Genomic DNA, 17,337 nt, shown 5'->3' on the forward strand with positions numbered 1-17,337 from the left:
GTGGTCTCCTCGCTGTGGGTTCTCAAGTCGATAAGTTCAACGGCCGGGCGTCGAAGGCCTCGGTGATGAGGCTGACGGCCCGCTGCGTCTCGCTCGCGCTCGGCGCGGCGCCGGACGCCCCCCGGATCGGCCCCGGGGCATCGCCGCTAGGTGCTCCGCCCACGTTATCAGGCGGTGTCGAGCCTCGAGTGGGATTGCCTCCCTGCGGATTCGGCGCTTCCGGGCCGCTCTCCCACGGGGGCGCGGGCGGGGCCTCGTCCGGCATCGGCGCGTCGGCGACGGCGGCCGGAGGACCGGGCGGCGGAAGCGGAGCGGCGGCCTGCGGCGCGGCGCCGACCTCGCAGCGGATCTTCCACGTGCCGCCCAGCACCTGGGCGAGAGACTCGAGGACGACGGTCTTGGCCGGGTCCTCGCTGACCTTCTGCGCCAGGAACGGGTTGTTGAACGACAGCACCAGCTCTCCGCCGCCGACGTCGGCGACCGTGGCCTCCTGGAGCTGGAAGGCGGTGACGCGCTTGCGGCTCTTGACCGCCTGCATGATCCTGTCCCACTGGCGGCGAACGGCGGCCACGTCCGCGCTGGGCTCGGGAGTGGTGGCCACGGGCGGAGCCTCGACGGGGGCGGGCTCGGCCGGAGGAGGCGGATCCCCGGCGGGCTCACCGGCCGTCGCCGGCGTGTTCCAGCCATCGTCGGGCTCGGGAGCGACGGGGCTCTCGGCCGGCGGGTCCTCCGGGGCGGCCGGAGCGGACTCAGGCTGAACGGACGGGGTCGGGGCGGGCGCCTCCGCGACCGGAGCGGCCCGGTCCGCAGAAGGAACGGTGGGAGCGGCCGCCGGCGGAGCCGCGTTCGACGCGGCGGGCGCTGGCTGGACCGACGGCTTCGCCGGCACGGGCGGGGCCGAAGGGGCAGCGGGGGCGCGCTGGGAAGACGGGGCCGCCGGAACGGACGCCGGAGCGGCGGACGGCGCGTAGGCCGCCGCCGGACCGCGCGACTCGACCGTCTCGATCCGCTGCAACAGGCTCGCCATGGTGTCCTCGCTGCCGGGCAGAACCGCACGTGCGCAGGCGATCTCCAACAGCAGCCTCGGGGCGGTGGCCCCGCGCATCTTGGCGATCCCCTCGGCCACGACCTCGGCCATGCGCGTCAAGGTCGCCATCCCCAGGCGCGTCGCCTGGGACTTCATCCGAGTCAACTGCTCGGACGGGGCCTGGACGAGGCCGTGCTTCTCCGCGTCGGGCACCTGGGTGAGGACGATCAGGTCCCTCAGGCGCTCCAACAGGTCCTGCGCGTAACGGCGGGCGTCGTGCCCGGCGTCCACCACGCGCTCGACCACGCCCATGACGGCCGCGCCGTCGCTGTCAGCGAACGCCTCGCACATGTCGTCGATGAGCGCCGCGTCGCTCACGCCCAGCAGGTCGGCGGCGAGCCGGTAGGTGACGCCCTCCGGCCCCGCGCCCGCGATGAGCTGGTCGAGGATCGACAGGGTGTCGCGCGCCGAACCGCCGCCGGCCCGCACGACCAGCGGGAAGGAGTCCTCGGAGACCGTCACGTCTTCTTCGGAGCAGAGGCGCTCGCACAGCTCCTTCATCGTCGGGGGCGCGATGAGGCGGAACGGGTAGTGGTGGGTGCGCGACCGGATGGTGGGGAGGACCTTCTCCGGCTCGGTGGTCGCGAAGATGAAGACGACGTACTCCGGCGGCTCCTCGACGAGCTTGAGCAGGGCGTTGAAGCCCGCCGCCGTGACCATGTGGGCCTCGTCGATGATGTAGATCTTGTAGCGCGACTCGGCCGGGGCGAAGACGGCCCTCTCGCGCAGTTCGCGGGCGTCCTCGACGCCGCCGTGGCTGGCCGCGTCGATCTCGATGACGTCGACCGAGCCCGGGCCGCCCGTGGCGAGGGCCCGGCAGGAGCGGCACTCGCCGCACGGGTTCGCCGTCGGCCCGTTCTCGCAGTTGAGCGAGCGGGCGAGGATGCGGGCCGAGGAGGTCTTGCCGCAGCCGCGCGGGCCGGAGAAGAGGAAGGCGTGGTTGAGCCGGCCGTTGTCGAGCGCGTTCATGAGCGGCTCGGTCACATGCTCCTGTCCGACCACCTCGGCGAAGGTCTGCGGCCGGTACTTGCGGTACAGGGCCAGTGCCACGTGTCTCTCCTCTCGGCCGTCGGGGTCCCCACCTAGCAACTTTACGGGGAGGCCCCGACAGCGCGCAGGCAGTGGGGCTGTGTTTCACCTCAACCGCCCGAAAGGGCGTCTTCGGCCGGGTAGGGGGCCTCTTTCTCCGGGCGCCCAGTCGGCGCCGCGGCCCGGCATTGTCGACGCGGCCGGAGTAGTAACGGGGCCCGGCGCCCCGCTATTGACTGCCGGCCCGCGCGTCGCCCATACTGAGCGGTAACCACGTTTGTCCAGACTTGCACATGCCGATGCGGAGCTCAGTGCCCATGATCGACGCGACCCTCTACGCCATCCCGTTCTTCCTGCTGTTCATCCTGGTCGAGGCCCTCTCGTTCAAGTTCAAGCCCGACGAGGACCAGGTCGGCTACAGCGCCAAGGACTCCACCACCTCGCTGACCATGGGGGCGGGCTACGCCGTCGTCATGTTCGGCTGGAAGTTCGTCGTCGTGGTCGTCTACGCCGCCGCCTTCTCGCTCTCCCCCTTCGAACTCAGCCCTGCCAACCCGCTCACCTGGGTCCTGCTGTTCTTCATGGACGACTTCGTCTACTACTGGTACCACCGCACGCACCACCGCGTCCGCGTCCTGTGGGCCAGCCACGTCGTCCACCACTCCAGCGAGTACTTCAACTTCACCACCGCGCTGCGCCAGCCGTGGACGGCGCTGACGTCCATGCCCTTCTGGATCCCCCTGGCCCTGGCCGGAATCCCGCCGTGGATGATCCTCCTGCAGCAGTCGCTGAACCTCATCTACCAGTTCTTCGTCCACACCGAGCGCGTCGACAAGCTGTGGCGGCCGCTGGAGTTCACCCTCAACACTCCCTCCCACCACCGTTCCCACCACGGCAGCAACGAGAAGTACCTCGACTGCAACTACGGCGGCATCCTCATAGTCTGGGACCGGATGTTCGGCTCCTTCGTCCCCGAGAGCTCCACGCCGACCTACGGGTTGACCACGAACATCCGCACCTTCAACCCCGTCAAGGTCGCCTTCCACGAGTACGCCTCGATCGGGCGGGACGTGAAGGGCGGCGGCACCTGGCGCGAGCGCCTCGGATACGTCTTCGGCCCGCCCGGATGGAAGCCCACGGAGGAGTCTCCGGAGCCCGGGCGGACCGAAGCCGGGGTGTGAAAGCCTCGGCGGAGCCCTACGCCGCTTCGTTCATGCGCCGCAACTGCTCCGGGGTGAGCTCCAGGTCGAGGGCGGCGATCGTCTCGTCCAGCTGCGCCACCGACGACGCCCCGACCAGGGGGACGATCGTCGCCTCCTGGCCCAGCAACCAAGCCAGGACGACCTGGTTGCGCGTAGCGTCGGCCTCCCGGGCGACCTCGTCCAGCACGGCCAGCCGCGCCGCCGTGCCCGGGTGGTCGTAGGCTCCTTCGATCCCCTTGTCCGGGCTGGTGTAGGCCCCGGCCAGCAGCGAGCTGTAGGCGAGGAGGGCCATGCCCTCGGTGTGCGCCGTGAAGTCCAGGTCGGCCGGGGAGGCGTGGCGGTGCGCGGCGCTCTCCAGGGCGGCTCCGGGCCTCGGCTGGAGGTACGAGTAGCGCTTCTGCAGGAGGGAATAGCCCTCCACGCCCGCGTTCGCCGCCAGGCTCCGGGCGCGCTCCACCCGCCACGACTCGTGGTTGGCGGCGCCTACGACGCCGACTCGGCCCTCGGCCATGACGGCGCCGAAGCCCCGGACGGTCTCCTCCAGCGGGGTCTCACGGTCGTCGCGGTGGGACCAGAGCACGTCTATGCGGTCGGTCCGCAGCCGCTCCAGGCTCTCCCCGACCGATTCGGCGATCCGCTCGGCACTGAGCGGCTCCGGGTCGTCGATCGTGCGGTCCCCGGGTGTGCGCGGGAGGTAGCCGACCTTGGTGCCCACCACCATGCGGTCGCGGACTCCCCTGTCGGCCATCCACTCTCCCACCGTCCGCTCGCTCTCCCCGCCGTCGGCGCCCTCCAGCCAGAAGGCGTAGTTGTTGGACGAGTCGAGGAAGGTGCCGCCGGCCTCGGCGAAGCGGTCCAAGACGGCGAAGGAGGCGTCCCGGTCGATGAGGCTGCCGAAGCCGAGCGCGCCGAGGCAGAGGCGGGACGCGGAAATTCCCTTGGCCCCCAGTGTGATCCTGTCCATGAAAGGTTCCTTTCAGTCGGTGTGTGGCCAGCGTAGGAGTTGGAGCGCACTCCAGCGCAAGCCCGGACCGCGAGAGGCGCGGACGATAGACTGCACCCATGACCACGTCCCTCCCCGCGCGCGGCCTCTCCATCCGGGAGACCGCCGACCGCACCGGATTCACCGCCGACACGCTCCGGTACTACGAGAAAATCGGTCTGCTGCAAGGCATCGGGCGGACTTCGACGGGCCAGCGGCGGTTCTCAGAACACGACTTGTGGCTGCTGGAGATGTTGAAGTGCCTGCGGGACACGGGGATGCCCGTTGCCGAGATGAGGGAGTTCGCCGACCTGGTGCGGGCCGGGGACCAGACTGGGCCGGAGCGGGTGCGGCTCTTGGAAAGGCATCTGGCGTCGGTGGACCGGCTCCTCGCCGACTTGGCGGGTAAGAGGTCCCACATCACGCACAAGATCGACCACTACCGGACCCTGGACGGGTGACGGGGGCGGTCCTCGCTCGCCCTCAAAGCGCCACGAAGACGCAGGCCGCCACGTAGACGATCTGCTCCACCGCACGGCGCCCCAAGGGTGTGGCAGGCTTTCCGTTGAACTCCAAGCGCCGGCGGGCGGAGTATACGTTCGCCGGGAAGAGCGCGGCGAGAAGGAGGGCGAGGCAGACCGCCGCCGCGGTGCGGAGTCCGGGGATCCATAGCCCGGCGGCGCCGGCGAACTCCAGGATCCCGGCGATCACGACCAGGAGTTCGGGGCGAGGCAGGGCGGGAGGGACCATGCGGGCCATCGACGCGCGGATGCCGGGGTGCAGCCGCGCGACGGCGGCGAAGACGAACATGAGGGCGAGCCCGGCGGAGAGCGCGCCCCGCCAGTCGTCGAACGCATCGACGCCCAGAAGCCCCGCGAGGCGGCTCAGGAGGGTGCCCAGGAAGAAGAGTGCGAGTGTCATGGACGCTCCTATCTTGTCGGTGTCAAGTCTTGAGTCTATCGATCCGCCGCGACTTCGCAAGGAGACGACCGTCACCGATCGGGATTCCGGGCACCTCGGAGACCGGACGGATAGGGGAAGGGCGCTCGCGGCACTGCCTTCAAAGAGACCGCCCCCAATGGAACTGCCGCGAGGACGGGAGAGGCCGGGCCCCGCCGAGTGGGCCGTCTCTAACGGATCTCCACCGAGCAAAAAGGAAAGCCCGGGATTCTGAAAGAATCCCGGGCTTGACCTGCTCACATGGAGCCGCGTGACGGAATCGAACCGTCGACCTATTCATTACGAGTGAATCGCTCTGCCGACTGAGCTAACGCGGCGAGGTCTCTCACGCACCCGCCAGAGCTCGCTTATCCTTGCTGCCTTCCGGCCCTGGGGAGGTTCACAAGATAACGCCACGCGAGAGACATCAACAGCCTACCTCAGCCACGAGGCGAACCGCCAACGGGCCCCGAGTTGTTAGGCGCACTACACCCCGCAGGCCGCAGGGGCATTCGGCGCCCGTCCGGGAACCCCGGAGTATTCGGCGTTCTAGGCCAGAGAGGCTGGGGGCATACGGCGCCCTTCCAACAACCCGATCTCGGCTGCCGGGTCGCACGCCGTCGCACGACCCGGCGTCTTGAACCGTCGGACGGAGCGCGCCGCTCGGCCCGATCGGGAGGCCCCGAGAAGCCGACGCCTCGCCGGACAGGAAGCGGCAAGTGCCCCGACCGGGAATTGCGCACCCCGTCCCCATCGGAAACCGGTCGGCGCGAAAGCCCCGCAAAGAGACCGGGCTCACGGCCGACCCCCCTTCCGAGTCGTCCTGCGGCAGTCGTGTAGAATTCTTCGCGGAGGATTCGCATAGTGGCCTAGTGCGCTCGCTTGGAAAGCGGGTTGGGTGTTAAAGCCCTCAGGGGTTCGAATCCCCTATCCTCCGCGGATATGAAAACGCCGTCCGGTTCGCCGGGCGGCGTTTTCTCGTTCCCCGCACCGAAACCGGCCAGTTGACACTGTCGCACCTACTTCCTATGCTTACTCGGTGAAAAAGTCCCTTTTCAGCGCCCTGTCGCTCGGGACGGTCGGGGCCCTCGCCCTCGGAACCGTCACGGCCGCCACGGCTCAAGACACCGACGCCAATGCCCTCCAATCCACTCTCGACGAGATCCTCGCCGACCCACGCCTCGACGGATCCCAGACCTCCGTCATGGCCGAGAACCTCTCCACCGGCGAACTCCTCTACGACCGCAACGGAGGCGACCGTCTCCTGCCGGCCTCCAACCTGAAACTGTTCACCTCCGCCGCCGCCATGGACCGCCTCGGCCCGGACCACCGCTTCACCACCGACCTCCTCCACACCGGGGCGATCGAGGGCGGCACCGTCGACGGCGACCTGTACCTCCGCGGCGAAGGCGACCCGACGGCGACCGCCGCCGACTACCGCGCCCTGGCCGCCGACCTGGCCGCCGCAGGCGTCACCGAGGTCGACGGCGACCTCGTAGCCGACGACACCGCCTTCGACCGCGAAGAGCTGGGCGCCGAATGGGCCTGGGGCGACCTCCAGTACTCCTACGGAGCGCCGGTCTCGGCGCTGAACCTCGCCGCCTACGAGAACAACGACGCCGGCACCGTCCAGGTCACCGTGAAGCCCGGCGCCGAGGGAGAGGCCGCCGAGGTCGCTCTGAAGCCCGCCACGGACGCCCTGCGGATCGAGGGCGGTGTCACCACCGGCCCGTCCGGCGACGACACCGCGATCAGCGTGAACCGCGAGCTCGGCTCCGACACGATCACCGTCTCCGGCAGCATCCCGGCCGGCGGCGACGCCTACTCCGCCTCCCGGTCGGTCGACGACCCGACCGCCTACACCGCCGACGTGTTCGCCAAGGCGCTCGAAGCCGAGGGCATCACGGTGAAGGGCGACACGCGACTGCACGAGAAGACGCCCGGCGACGCCACCGCGGCTGCCGCGCACGAGTCCGCCCCGCTCAGCGACGTCCTGGTGACCTTCCTCAAGCTGTCCAAGAACAGCTACGCCGAACACCTGGTCAAGGCCCTCGGAAAGGACGCCTCGGGCCAGGGCACCTTCGCCTCCGGCACCGACGCCGTGGCCGCCTTCCTCAAGGAGCAGGGCCTCGACACCGACTCCTACCTCCAGGTCGACGGCTCCGGGCTCTCCAGGCTCGACCTGATCCCCTCGGCCGAGTTCATGAAGCTGCTCAAGGGCGTCCAGGACGAGCCGTGGTTCGACCAGTGGCAGTTCGCTCTGCCCATCGCCTGCGACTACGACCTCATGGAGGGCGGCACCCTGCGCTGGCGCATGTGCGGCACGCGCGCCGAGGAGAACGCCACGGCCAAGACCGGCACGATGAGCGGCGCCACCGCCCTGACCGGCTACACCACGGCCGCCAACGGCGACACGATCTCCTTCTCCATCATGCTGAACGACTACCTCGGCTACGCCCCCAAGGACATCGAGGACGCCATCGTCATCGCCCTGTCCGACATCGGGGCGGGCGACACGGCCTCGGCCCCGGAGCTGCGCTCCATGGCGACCGAGGAGGCCCCGGAGTACGAACTCGACATCGAGTGCACCTGGACCGAACCGGTCTCCTGCTGAACCGTTGAGAGTCGCGGCCGGGAGGCGCTCCTCCCGGCCGCGACGCCGTTCTGGGACTCCCAACCCGACCTCGGCGATGTTGGCCGCGCACAGGAGCGCTCAGGGCCGTTGGACGATGAAAGGGGGCCCGCCGTACGGCGGGCCCCCTTTCACGTTCTCAGACGGTCGCGGCCGCTAGCCGGCTCCGTCGTTGTTCTTCTCCTTTGCCTCTTTCTGCTCTTCTTCGAGACTGTCGTCGAAGTCGTCGGCCGTCAGGCTCGGGTTGATCTGCTTGCGCGCCTCGACCGGGTCGAGGTCGGCGCCGTTGCGGATCAGCGTCAGGAACACGCCCGGCACCGGGGTGACCATGTCGGTGCTGTACCCCAGTCGGCGCAGCGTTTTGCCGGCCTCGGACTCGGAGTCGACCAGGCCGTACTTCACGCCGATCTCGTCGACGAGGAAGGCGCTGGTCTCCAGTGTCTGCCCGGGCATCTGCGCGGCGGAGGCGATCACCCCCTTCGAGCCGGGGATGACGACCTGGACCTTCTGCCCGTTGGGCAGCTCGTTGTCGAACGCCAGGGTGACGCGGGAGGCCGCGTCGCGGAGGGTCTTGGGGGCCCGGTCGAAGATGCCGACCTGGATCTCCATGTCCTCCTTCTCCTCGTCGGGCGTGTAGATGCCGCAGACCGCCGGCTGCTCGCCGTCGACCGTGGCGACGTTTCCGTCGCCCTCCGGGAACAGTCCGGCCTTCACGTCTCCCTCGGCACCGACCACCGTGATGTCCGAGGAGGTCACCGCGAGCGGCTCCCCCAGCCTGTCGTACGACGCCCAGACCATACGCTGCAGCTCGCTGATCGGGGCGTACGCCGGGCTCCCGCCCTCCTCGATGAGGACGTACTGCTCGTCGCCGGTGGAGACGACCTGGCCGTACTCCAGCTCGCGGCCTCCGACGGTCACCCCGCTGCCCCCGGAACCGGGATAGTCCGGCTCCTCCAGGTCGCCGCCCTTGGAGAGCGCGTCGATCCACGGGTCCTTGACCTCCACCGCGGCGTCCTTGTTGGTCCCGAGGGTGGGGAGGATGCCGTCGGGGTCGACGACCTTGTATATACGGCTGCCGGCGACGAGGAAGAACTCGTCCGCCTTGTTCTTGACCACCAGCCAGTTGTCGTCGTCCACGATGGTGTCGGGCGTCCCCTGCCCCCCGATCGCCAGCTGCAGCAGCGGGTGGAAGTTATTGGGGCGCACCGGCAGGTTGCAGAGGTTCCAGGGCTCGTCCTGAAGGATCTGGTCCTGGGTCGGCGGCTGGCTCGGCGCTCCGACGATGCCCACGGACCAGCCGCGCGGCACGTGCGAGAACGACGAGGACTTGAGGTGCTGGACGCGGACGCTGCCCTCGTCCTTGGCGTCGACCATCAGCAGCGCCGAGGTGTAGTTCTGGACGGGGAAGAGCAGGCCCTCGGCCTCCTCGCCGTTGCCGTCCATACCGACGTCGACGTCCTTGGGCGGCTTCATGTACACGTAGACCGAACCGGAGTCCTTGTCCACGATTATCGAGTTGAGCTGGGGGTCCTGGCGGCCCTTGTCCAGCATCGCGACGATCACGAAGATGCCCAGGATGACGGCCATGATCGCCACGGAGGCGAGGACCGACACCCCGATGCGGCGCATGGGCCGCTCCAGGGTGTCCGGGTTGCCCATGAGGAGGGCGAGGTTCATGCGGGTCGTGGTGAACTTGTGCGCCTCGACCTGTTCGCGGCGGGATCGCAGTTGTGCCATGGAATCTCACCTAACCCTTGATGCCCAGGCCCCACATGAACCAGCCGGCCATCCAGCCGGTGAGGGGCAGCAGGGAGACGATGAGAAGGGCCTCGGCGATGTCCAGCATGCGGCCGTAGGTCGGCGGGAGCTTCTTGCCCGCGACCGCCAGGCCGTAGCCCATGGTGATGACTGTGAGCAGGACGAGTCCTCCGAGGACGGCGACGAGCTTGATGACCAGGTTTCCCTGGATGAAGATCGCGGCCAGGGTCGCTCCGAGTCCGCCGAGCCCCGCGCTGAGCACCGTCAGGCGCGCGGCGTAGGTGTCGACGGTGCGGGCGCGGCTCAGGACGATGAGCGAGATCACCACGGCCAGCAGGAGTCCGGGCGTCGAGCCGTCGAACGCGAGCGTCAGCGCGGAGACGAACGCCACCAGCGCGATGAACGAGTACAGGGCCGACAGGAAGTTCCCGGCGTGCTCGCTGAGCATGAGGATCTTCTTGCCGTCGATGTTCTCGTCGCCGGCGCTCTTGAGCTCCTCGGTCGTGTTCGGGAGCGTCGGCACCGGGACCTTCGCCATCGACAGGCCGATCTTCGGCGCGAACGGCAGCATGGTCAGCGCGATGGTCGCCGAGATCGACGCGGCCAAGCCGGCGTCCCCGTCGGCGAACAGGGTCTTCACTCCCACGCCGATCGCGAGGATCAGCGCCGAGAAGATGGTGGTCACGAACACCGGCGCGGCGCGCATGGTGCCGATGCCGACCATCCCCAGGAAGGAGTACAGCACGACCGCGCTGGCGGTCATGAACAGGTGCGGCTCGCCCAGCTCGGTGAGCTTGCTGTCCTCGGCGAGGATGAGGAGCCCGCCGACCGCCCCGTAGACGACGCCGGTGACGCCGAAGTACACCGCGGCGCGCGAGTCGCCGACGGCCCGGGACAGGATCGCGGCCACGGCGATGAGGACGAGGCCGGCGCCCAGCGCGGTGACCGCGCCGGGGAAGTGGGGAGGACCGGCCAGGAGCACGGCCACGGCACCCGTGACCAGGGCGATGGTGCCCAGTGCGGTCGCGAAGCGCTGCGTGGCCTTGTGCGTCCAGCGGTCGGTGCGGCCCTCGGTGGCGGTCGCGATGGCGTCGATGACGTCGTCGAAGACCACTTCGGGCTTGGCCGAGTTGGCCGGGTTGAGGTAGAGGATGTCGCCGTCCTGGACGGACAGCTGGCTGCAGGACTGACCCATGTCGATCGGCTCGTCGCCCAGCCGGCTGACGATCCAGCCGCCGTTCTCCAGAGCTTCGTCCATGTAGTACTCGCCCGCCTGTTGCAGGACAGTCGGCAGCATGTCGGCCATGGGCACGTCCGATGGCAGGGCCAGGTCGATACGACTGCGCGGGCTGATGATGGTGACTCGGGTGAGAGTCGCCGCTTGGCTGCTCACCGTTACTGACCTCCATTGGGTGTCGACGACGCCGGGGCATTACCAGGATAGGGACCCGTTGCAACCGGGGGTTGTCGGGGGAAGTTCGGAGTCCGCGGCCATCCTAGTGGACATCATACCGATAGCCCGCCGGTGCGAGAACCCGCACGCGCGCGCCGTGGGGAGCCCGTATTGGGACCGAGTACGGAGTGACACGCGCCAACCCCCACGCCCGCCGTGGGAACCCTCGCCGCGGCGCGGTGCCGTCGGCGACACCGGGACGGGCCCGACACGGGACCGCCACCCGCCGGGCCTGGCGGTGCCGCGACTTGACGGCCTGCTCTATCCTTGGATATGCGGGCCCGTTACCGGAGGTCGCCCCTGTCGATCCCCGGAAGCGAGCGCGCCCCCGCCATAGAGCACTTACAGACCCTTGACTCCCGGCTGCTTCGAGGAACCCAAGCGTGACGACCAAGATATTCCGGCGCCAGAAACGCAAGTACGGCCCGCAGATGCCCCGAGGGGAGATCATTCTCGAGTCGCCCCCGGACATGCCCGAGGCGCAACCGAAGAACCTCGCCCAGTACCTCATGGTGATCCCCATGGTCGCCGGCGGTCTGTCGATGATGCTCATGATGTCCCGGCGCGGTATGCGCGGCGGCGAGAACAACGAGCTCATGATGATCGCGGGCGGCCTCATGGGCGTCTCGATGATGGGCATGATGATCACCAACATCGCCGGCGGACGCAACAACAAGAAGGCGGAGTTCGACGCCGAGCGCCGCGACTTCATGCGTTACCTCAGCCAGGTGAGGCGCCGTGCCCGCAACGGCGCCGAGAAGCAGTGGCGCTCGACCCGCTGGATCATGCCGGACCCGAAGGCGCTCTGGTCGCTGGTGGGCACCCGCCGCATGTGGGAGCGGCGTCGCAACGACGACGACGCGTGGCTCTCGCGCGTCGGCGTGGGCAAGCACCGCCTGTCCATGAAGATCGTCCCGCCGGAGACCAAGCCGGTCGAGGACCTAGAGCCGATGTCGTCGATCGCCCTGCGGCGCTTCGTGGCCGCCCACTCGTCGGTGCACGACATGCCGCGCGCCCTGAACATCACCCACGCCGCCATCCACGTCATGCGGGGCAACCGCGACGTGATCGGCGCGAACCTCCGCGCGCAGCTGTGCCACCTCGCCACCATGCACTCGCCCGACGACCTCGCCATCGCGGTGATCGCCTCGCCGGAGCGCCTGCCCGACTGGCACTGGCTGAAGTGGCTGCCGCACAACCAGCACCCCTCGGAGAAGGACGGCGCGGGCGAGACCCGCCTGCTGTTCCACGGCTCCGACGAGGCCGAGAAGGCCATGAGGGACATGCTCCAGGGGCGCCCCAGCTGGTCGCCGGGGGCCTCGGCGCCCGACGACATGCCCCACGTCGTCTTCGTCGTCGACGATGGCGACCTGGACCTCGGCGGGGCCATCGGGTCGGGCTCGCTCGCGGGCACCACGCTGTTCAACTTCCGCGGCGAGCTGCCGCGCAAGGCCGGCCCCCGCTTCAAGCTCGTGGAGTACGACACGGAGGTCACCACGAGGCAGAACAACAAGACCCGCAAGCTCGGCGTGCCCGACCAGCTCTCCGTCGGCGAGGCCGAGGGCATCGCGCGCACCATGTCCAAGTGGCGCGCCAGCTCCGGCGGTTCCGTCGCCGCGGGCGGCGGAGACGTCGACCCCGCCGAGATGGAGGAGTCGCCGCTGGCCAAGCCGACCGACTTCGTCCACCTGATGGGCTTCGATCCGGACGAGATGGATCCGCGGATCCACTGGAAGGACAAGCCCATACCCGAGTTCATGAAGATCCCGATCGGGCCGGGCGCCGACGGCGCTCCGGTCGAGATCGACTTCAAGGAGGCGGCCCAGAACGGTATGGGCCCGCACGGACTGCTCATCGGTGCGACCGGTTCGGGTAAGTCCGAGGTGCTGCGCACCTTCGTCGGCGCCCTGGCGGCGTCGCACTCCTCCGACGAGCTCAACTTCATCCTCGTCGACTTCAAGGGCGGCGCGACGTTCGCCTCCCTGGACGTCATGCCGCACACCTCCGCGGTCATCACCAACCTGGCCGACGAGGTCAGCCTGGTCGACCGTATGGCCGACGCCATCGAGGGCGAGCTGCTGCGCCGCATGGAGGTCCTCCGCGCGGCGGGCAACTTCACCAACCGCTGGGAGTACGAGAAGGCCCGCAGGAACGGCGCCGACATCGACCCCATGCCGGCGCTCATGATCGTGGCCGACGAGTTCTCCGAGATGCTCGTGGCCAAGCCCGAGTTCATCAACGTGTTCCTCCAGATCGGCCGTATCGGCCGTTCGATCGGCGTGCACATGCTGCTGGCCTCGCAGCGCCTCGAAGAGGGCAAGCTGAAGGGCCTGGACACGTTCCTGTCCTACCGCATCGCCCTGCGCACGTTCTCCGCCGCGGAGTCCCGCACGGTGATCGGGTCCGGGGACGCCTACGAGCTGCCGCAGGCTCCGGGCCACGGCTACCTGCAGGTCGCCACCGAGGGCCTGGTGCGGTTCCGCGCCGCCTACGTCGGCGGGGACTACAAGCGCCAGGTCACCATGACGACCTCCAAGGCCCAGCGCCAGGAGGCCGTCAAGCACAAGGTGCAGCGGTTCCTGCCCGGCCACGTCGAGCTCCCGCCGGAGCCGGAGGTCGAAGAGGTCGAGGAGAAGGAGGACCCGAACGCGGGCCAGAAGATCCTCGACGAGGAGGGCCAGCCGCTCTCCCAGCTCGAAGTGGTCGTCAAGCACGTGCAGGGCCAGGGCCGCCCGGCCCACAAGGTGTGGCTGCCCCCGTTCGACAAGCCGCCGGCGCTCAACGAGCTCCTGCCTCCGCTGGAGGCCGACCCGAAGCGCGGCCTGTCCGCGCCGAACTTCCCGCTGAACTCCAAGGTGACGGCCGTCCTCGGCGAGGAGGACCGTCCCCGCGAGCAGAAGCGCGTGCCGTTCACGGTGGACTTCTCCGGTGCGGGCGGTTCGGCCGCCATCATCGGCGGGGCGCAGTCCGGCAAGTCGACGATGCTGCGTACGCTCATCACTTCGATGTCGCTCCTGCACACGCCCGAAGAGGTGCAGTTCTACTGCCTCGACTTCGGTGGTGGAACGCTGCGGGGCGTCAAGGACCTCCCGCACGTGGCCGGCGTCTTCGGGCGCCGCGACGTCGAGGGCATCCGCCGTACCTTCCAGGAGGTCGGCATGATCCTCAACGAGCGCGAGGAGTACTTCTCCAACGCCGGGATCGACGGCATCGGAACGTTCCGCCGCGGCAAGCAGCAGGGCAAGTTCCAGGAGGACAAGCGCGGCGACATCTTCCTGGTCATCGACAACTGGCTGACCGTCCGCGACGACTTCGACGAGTTCGTCGACGACGTCCGGTCCATCGGCAACCGGGGTCTGGCCTACGGTATCCACGTGCTGGTCACGGCCAGCCGCTGGGGCGACATCCGTATGAACATGCGCGACATGTTCGGCACCAAGCTGGAGCTGAAGCTCTCGGACAACATGGAGTCCGAGGTCGACAGGAAGCTGCAGCTGAACGTCCCGAAGAACCGCCCGGGCCGCGGTCTGACGCTGAACAAGCTCCACTCGATGGTCGCGGCCCCGCGCATCGACGGGATCCAGGACGCCGACGACCTCGCTCCCGGCATCGACGACCTCGTCAAGCGGGTCAAGCAGGCCTGGCCGGGCAAGCCGTGCCCGCAGCTGCGCCTCCTGCCGCGCCGTATGCCGCCGGAAGAGATGTACGAGGTGGTGGACCGCAAGCGCCCCGGCATCCCGATCGGCATCAACGAGGCCGGCCTCAAGCCGGTCTACTGGGACCCGAGCGCGGACCCGCACATGATGATCTTCGGCGACGCCGAGTGCGGCAAGACGAACCTGCTGCGCTGGGTCGGAAAGTACATTCAGGACAACTACGGGCCCAAGGAGGCCAAGGTCCTGAACATCGACCTGAGGCGCGGCATGCTCGAGCAGATCACCAAGCCGACCCTGCTCGACTACGTCATGAGCCAGGACAAGCTGAAGAAGGCCATCGAGGGCATCACGCCGCTGATCGAGAAGCGCCTTCCCGGCGACGACGTCACGCCGCAGCAGCTGCGCGACAAGTCCTGGTGGACCGGTCCGGAACTGTTCGTCATCATCAACGACTTCGAGACGACCGGGGCGGGGCGGACGAACCCGCTGTCCAAGTTCGCGGACTTCATTCCGCAGGGCGCGGACATCGGATTCCACTTCGTCGTCGCCCGCCGCATGGCCGGCGCGGGACGCTCGGGGTCCGACCCGATCCTCGGCAAGATGAAGGACGGCGAGAGCCCGGTCCTCGTCATGAGCGGCAAGAAGGAGGAGGGCGCCGTGGTCGGCAAGCTGCGCCCGAGCCCGCAGCCTCCGGGACGCGGCACCTGGGTGACGCGCCGTGAGGGCGAGCAGCTCATCCACACGCCGATGATGCCGGAACTGTAAGCGATCGAGAGAGACGGCCCGGGGGGATCCCCCGGGCCGTCTCGGCGTTTCGGGAGGGTGGGAAATCGGCGTCCCGCCGTGCGCCCACACCTGACCGGACTAGGATATTCTGTCAATATGAGCAGGGCACTTATCGTCGTCGACGTCCAGAACGACTTCTGCGAGGGAGGATCCCTCGCCGTCGCCGGAGGCTCGGCCGTGGCGTCCGCCGTCACCGAGCTGATCCGCAACTCCCCCGACCGCTGGGACCGTGTCGTCGCCACCCGCGACTGGCACATCGACCCCGGGTCGCACTTCTCCCCCGAGCCGGACTTCCGCGACTCGTGGCCGCCGCACTGCGTCGTCGGCACCGCCGGTTCGGAGTTCCACCCCGAGTTCGACGACACGCTCGCCGAGGCGGTCTTCGACAAGGGGGCCTACGAGGCCGCCTACTCCGGTTTCGAGGGGTCCTGCGGGGACACCGCCCTCAGCGACTGGCTGTCCTCGCGCGACGTCTCGGAGGTCGACATCGTCGGCCTCGCCACCGACCACTGCGTCCGCGCCACGGCGCTCGACTCGCGGAGCAACGGTTTCGAGACGACGGTGCTGCTCGACTACACGGCGGCCGTCGCCGAGGAGACCCGGTCCGCCGCCCTCCAGGAGATGCAGGCGGCCGGGATCAACCTGGCCTAGTCGCGGCCGTCCGTGTTACCTGGTCCAGTACCGGAGGTTGCGGAAGCGCGCCTCGGCCCGGCCCGTCCCGTGGTGGTAGACGCCGCACTTGAAGTGCCGGGTCGCCGGCCCCCTGTCCTCGAACTCGGCGGTCGGGACGCCGTCTATGTAGACCTTCATCGACCCCGAGTCGGCGTCGTGGGCCAGCTTCAGGTTGAACCACCGGTCGTAGACGCCGGTGTTCACGATCGCGCCCGTCGCGTTGTACCGCCGCAACGTCCCGCCGTCCTCCGGGTAGACGCGGAACATGATGTCCGTGGCCGGGGTGTTGGCGGGCCTCTCGACCCTGAGGGTCTGCACGATGCTGGCGCCGCTGGTGCCCGCCGGGATGTAGATGTCGCCGTCCCACATGTGCTCGCCCGAGTCGTACTCCTCGTACCAGCGCATCTCGGTGCGGGGGTCGGTCGGGCTGCCCTCCTTGTGGGGCTCGTCGGTGTCGTAGACCCACAGGGTGTGGACGCCGCCGGAGTGGGAGTACCGGTCGGACTCGGCGAGGTCCCAGGGCTTCTGGATGTAGTAGGTGAACGGCGTCTCCGTCCAGCCGTCGGTCGGGTCGCCCGGTTCGGCCGTGCCCGAGCAGCTCGATCCGTTGACGGTGCAGTCGACCGGGTCGCCATTGCCCTCGGCGGTGAATCCGAAGGTGGTGCTCTGGCCGGGTTCGACGCGGCCGTTGTGGTCGGCGTTCACCACCGCGTAGGACCGTCCGTCCACCGTCATCTCGGCGTTCCACAGGGACTTCACCGTGGTGCCGGTGGGCATGTCGAAGTCGACGGCCCAGGACTCCAGGGCGGAGCTCCCGTCGTTGACCACGGTGAACTCGGCCGTATAGCCGGAGGCCCAGCTGCGGAGTCGGCGGAACCCGGCCTGTGTCGCCCCGGCCGGAGAGGCGAGGACCGCCCCTCCGATGGCCGCCGTGCCCGCCGCGAATATCGTCCTTCGTTTCATGTGCGATCTCTCCTGTGCGTCGGCCGCGAGCGCGGTTCGCCCGCGCAACCATGCATCATCTTCAATATTGCTTACTGTGCGATTCAAGACCGGTCCCAATATGTGGACGGTTCGGGACGCATAGAGCAGGAGATGGCCGGGGCGGAGCCGTGTCAGGAAGCGGACTCCCGGCGGTTCG

General features: G+C 69.0%; 11 protein-coding genes, 2 tRNA genes and 1 other RNA gene. 6 read left to right on the forward strand and 8 right to left on the reverse strand.

Annotated elements, in window-relative coordinates; genetic code table 11:
• Positions 1 to 22 precede the first annotated feature (22 nt).
• On the reverse strand, positions 23 to 2,137 hold the full coding sequence (locus tag ACFTE1_RS17455; protein WP_380624083.1) for a DNA polymerase III subunit gamma and tau: 2,115 nt from the start codon (positions 2,135 to 2,137) through the stop codon (positions 23 to 25).
• A 296-nt stretch (positions 2,138 to 2,433) separates the two neighbouring features.
• Here ACFTE1_RS17455 and ACFTE1_RS17460 point away from each other — a divergent pair, with 296 nt between their 5' ends.
• Complete coding sequence (locus tag ACFTE1_RS17460; RefSeq protein WP_380624081.1) at positions 2,434 to 3,297, forward strand: sterol desaturase family protein; 864 nt, start codon at positions 2,434 to 2,436, stop codon at positions 3,295 to 3,297.
• A gap of 16 nt (positions 3,298 to 3,313) precedes the next feature.
• On the opposite strand, the gene ACFTE1_RS17465 is transcribed toward ACFTE1_RS17460, so the two are convergent.
• A complete protein-coding gene (locus ACFTE1_RS17465) occupies positions 3,314 to 4,282 on the reverse strand; it encodes an aldo/keto reductase (protein ID WP_380624079.1) in 969 nt (322 codons plus the stop codon).
• Positions 4,283 to 4,380: 98 nt separating this feature from the next.
• Between ACFTE1_RS17465 and ACFTE1_RS17470 the strand changes: the two genes are divergently transcribed.
• Positions 4,381 to 4,761: a MerR family transcriptional regulator gene (locus ACFTE1_RS17470; protein ID WP_380624077.1), complete on the forward strand. Its 381-nt coding sequence runs from the start codon at positions 4,381 to 4,383 to the stop codon at positions 4,759 to 4,761.
• Positions 4,762 to 4,783: 22 nt separating this feature from the next.
• Here the strand turns inward: ACFTE1_RS17470 and ACFTE1_RS17475 are convergent, their stop codons facing one another.
• From ACFTE1_RS17475 to ffs, 3 genes are all read right to left on the reverse strand, one after another.
• Entirely contained in the window at positions 4,784 to 5,221 is a 438-nt protein-coding gene (locus ACFTE1_RS17475; protein ID WP_380624074.1) for a DoxX family protein, read from the reverse strand.
• Positions 5,222 to 5,501: 280 nt separating this feature from the next.
• A tRNA-Thr gene (locus ACFTE1_RS17480) sits at positions 5,502 to 5,577 on the reverse strand.
• Positions 5,575 to 5,668: signal recognition particle sRNA small type (ffs, locus tag ACFTE1_RS17485), an RNA gene on the reverse strand. The genes ACFTE1_RS17480 and ffs overlap by 3 nt, the downstream gene beginning before the upstream one ends.
• A 421-nt stretch (positions 5,669 to 6,089) precedes the next feature.
• Here ffs and ACFTE1_RS17490 point away from each other — a divergent pair.
• Together ACFTE1_RS17490 and dacB are read left to right on the forward strand one after the other, a co-directional pair.
• A tRNA-Ser gene (locus ACFTE1_RS17490) sits at positions 6,090 to 6,176 on the forward strand.
• Between the two features lie 102 nt (positions 6,177 to 6,278).
• Positions 6,279 to 7,853, forward strand: coding sequence for a D-alanyl-D-alanine carboxypeptidase/D-alanyl-D-alanine endopeptidase (gene dacB, locus ACFTE1_RS17495; protein ID WP_380624072.1), 1,575 nt, complete (start codon positions 6,279 to 6,281; stop codon positions 7,851 to 7,853).
• A 174-nt stretch (positions 7,854 to 8,027) separates the two neighbouring features.
• Here the strand turns inward: dacB and eccB are convergent, their stop codons facing one another.
• Both eccB and eccD read right to left on the reverse strand, forming a co-directional pair.
• Positions 8,028 to 9,608 (reverse strand): type VII secretion protein EccB, encoded by a 1,581-nt coding sequence (gene eccB / locus ACFTE1_RS17500; RefSeq protein ID WP_380624070.1) that lies wholly within the window; start codon positions 9,606 to 9,608, stop codon positions 8,028 to 8,030.
• Positions 9,609 to 9,618: 10 nt separating this feature from the next.
• The gene (gene eccD, locus ACFTE1_RS17505; RefSeq protein WP_380624068.1) at positions 9,619 to 11,022 is read right to left on the reverse strand and encodes a type VII secretion integral membrane protein EccD; all 1,404 of its coding nucleotides are present in this window, start codon (positions 11,020 to 11,022) and stop codon (positions 9,619 to 9,621) included.
• Positions 11,023 to 11,465: 443 nt separating this feature from the next.
• Between eccD and eccCa the strand changes: the two genes are divergently transcribed.
• Entirely contained in the window at positions 11,466 to 15,503 is a 4,038-nt protein-coding gene (eccCa, locus tag ACFTE1_RS17510) for a type VII secretion protein EccCa (protein ID WP_380624065.1), read from the forward strand.
• Positions 15,504 to 15,620: 117 nt separating this feature from the next.
• Positions 15,621 to 16,175 (forward strand): nicotinamidase, encoded by a 555-nt coding sequence (locus ACFTE1_RS17515; protein WP_380624063.1) that lies wholly within the window; start codon positions 15,621 to 15,623, stop codon positions 16,173 to 16,175.
• A gap of 15 nt (positions 16,176 to 16,190) precedes the next feature.
• On the opposite strand, the gene ACFTE1_RS17520 is transcribed toward ACFTE1_RS17515, so the two are convergent.
• On the reverse strand, positions 16,191 to 17,159 hold the full coding sequence (locus tag ACFTE1_RS17520; RefSeq protein WP_380624061.1) for a cellulose binding domain-containing protein: 969 nt from the start codon (positions 17,157 to 17,159) through the stop codon (positions 16,191 to 16,193).
• Between the last annotated feature and the right edge of the window lie 178 nt (positions 17,160 to 17,337).

Source organism: Salininema proteolyticum (genome assembly GCF_042685645.1).
GTDB classification, from domain to species: Bacteria; Actinomycetota; Actinomycetes; order Mycobacteriales; family Micromonosporaceae; genus Salininema; species Salininema proteolyticum.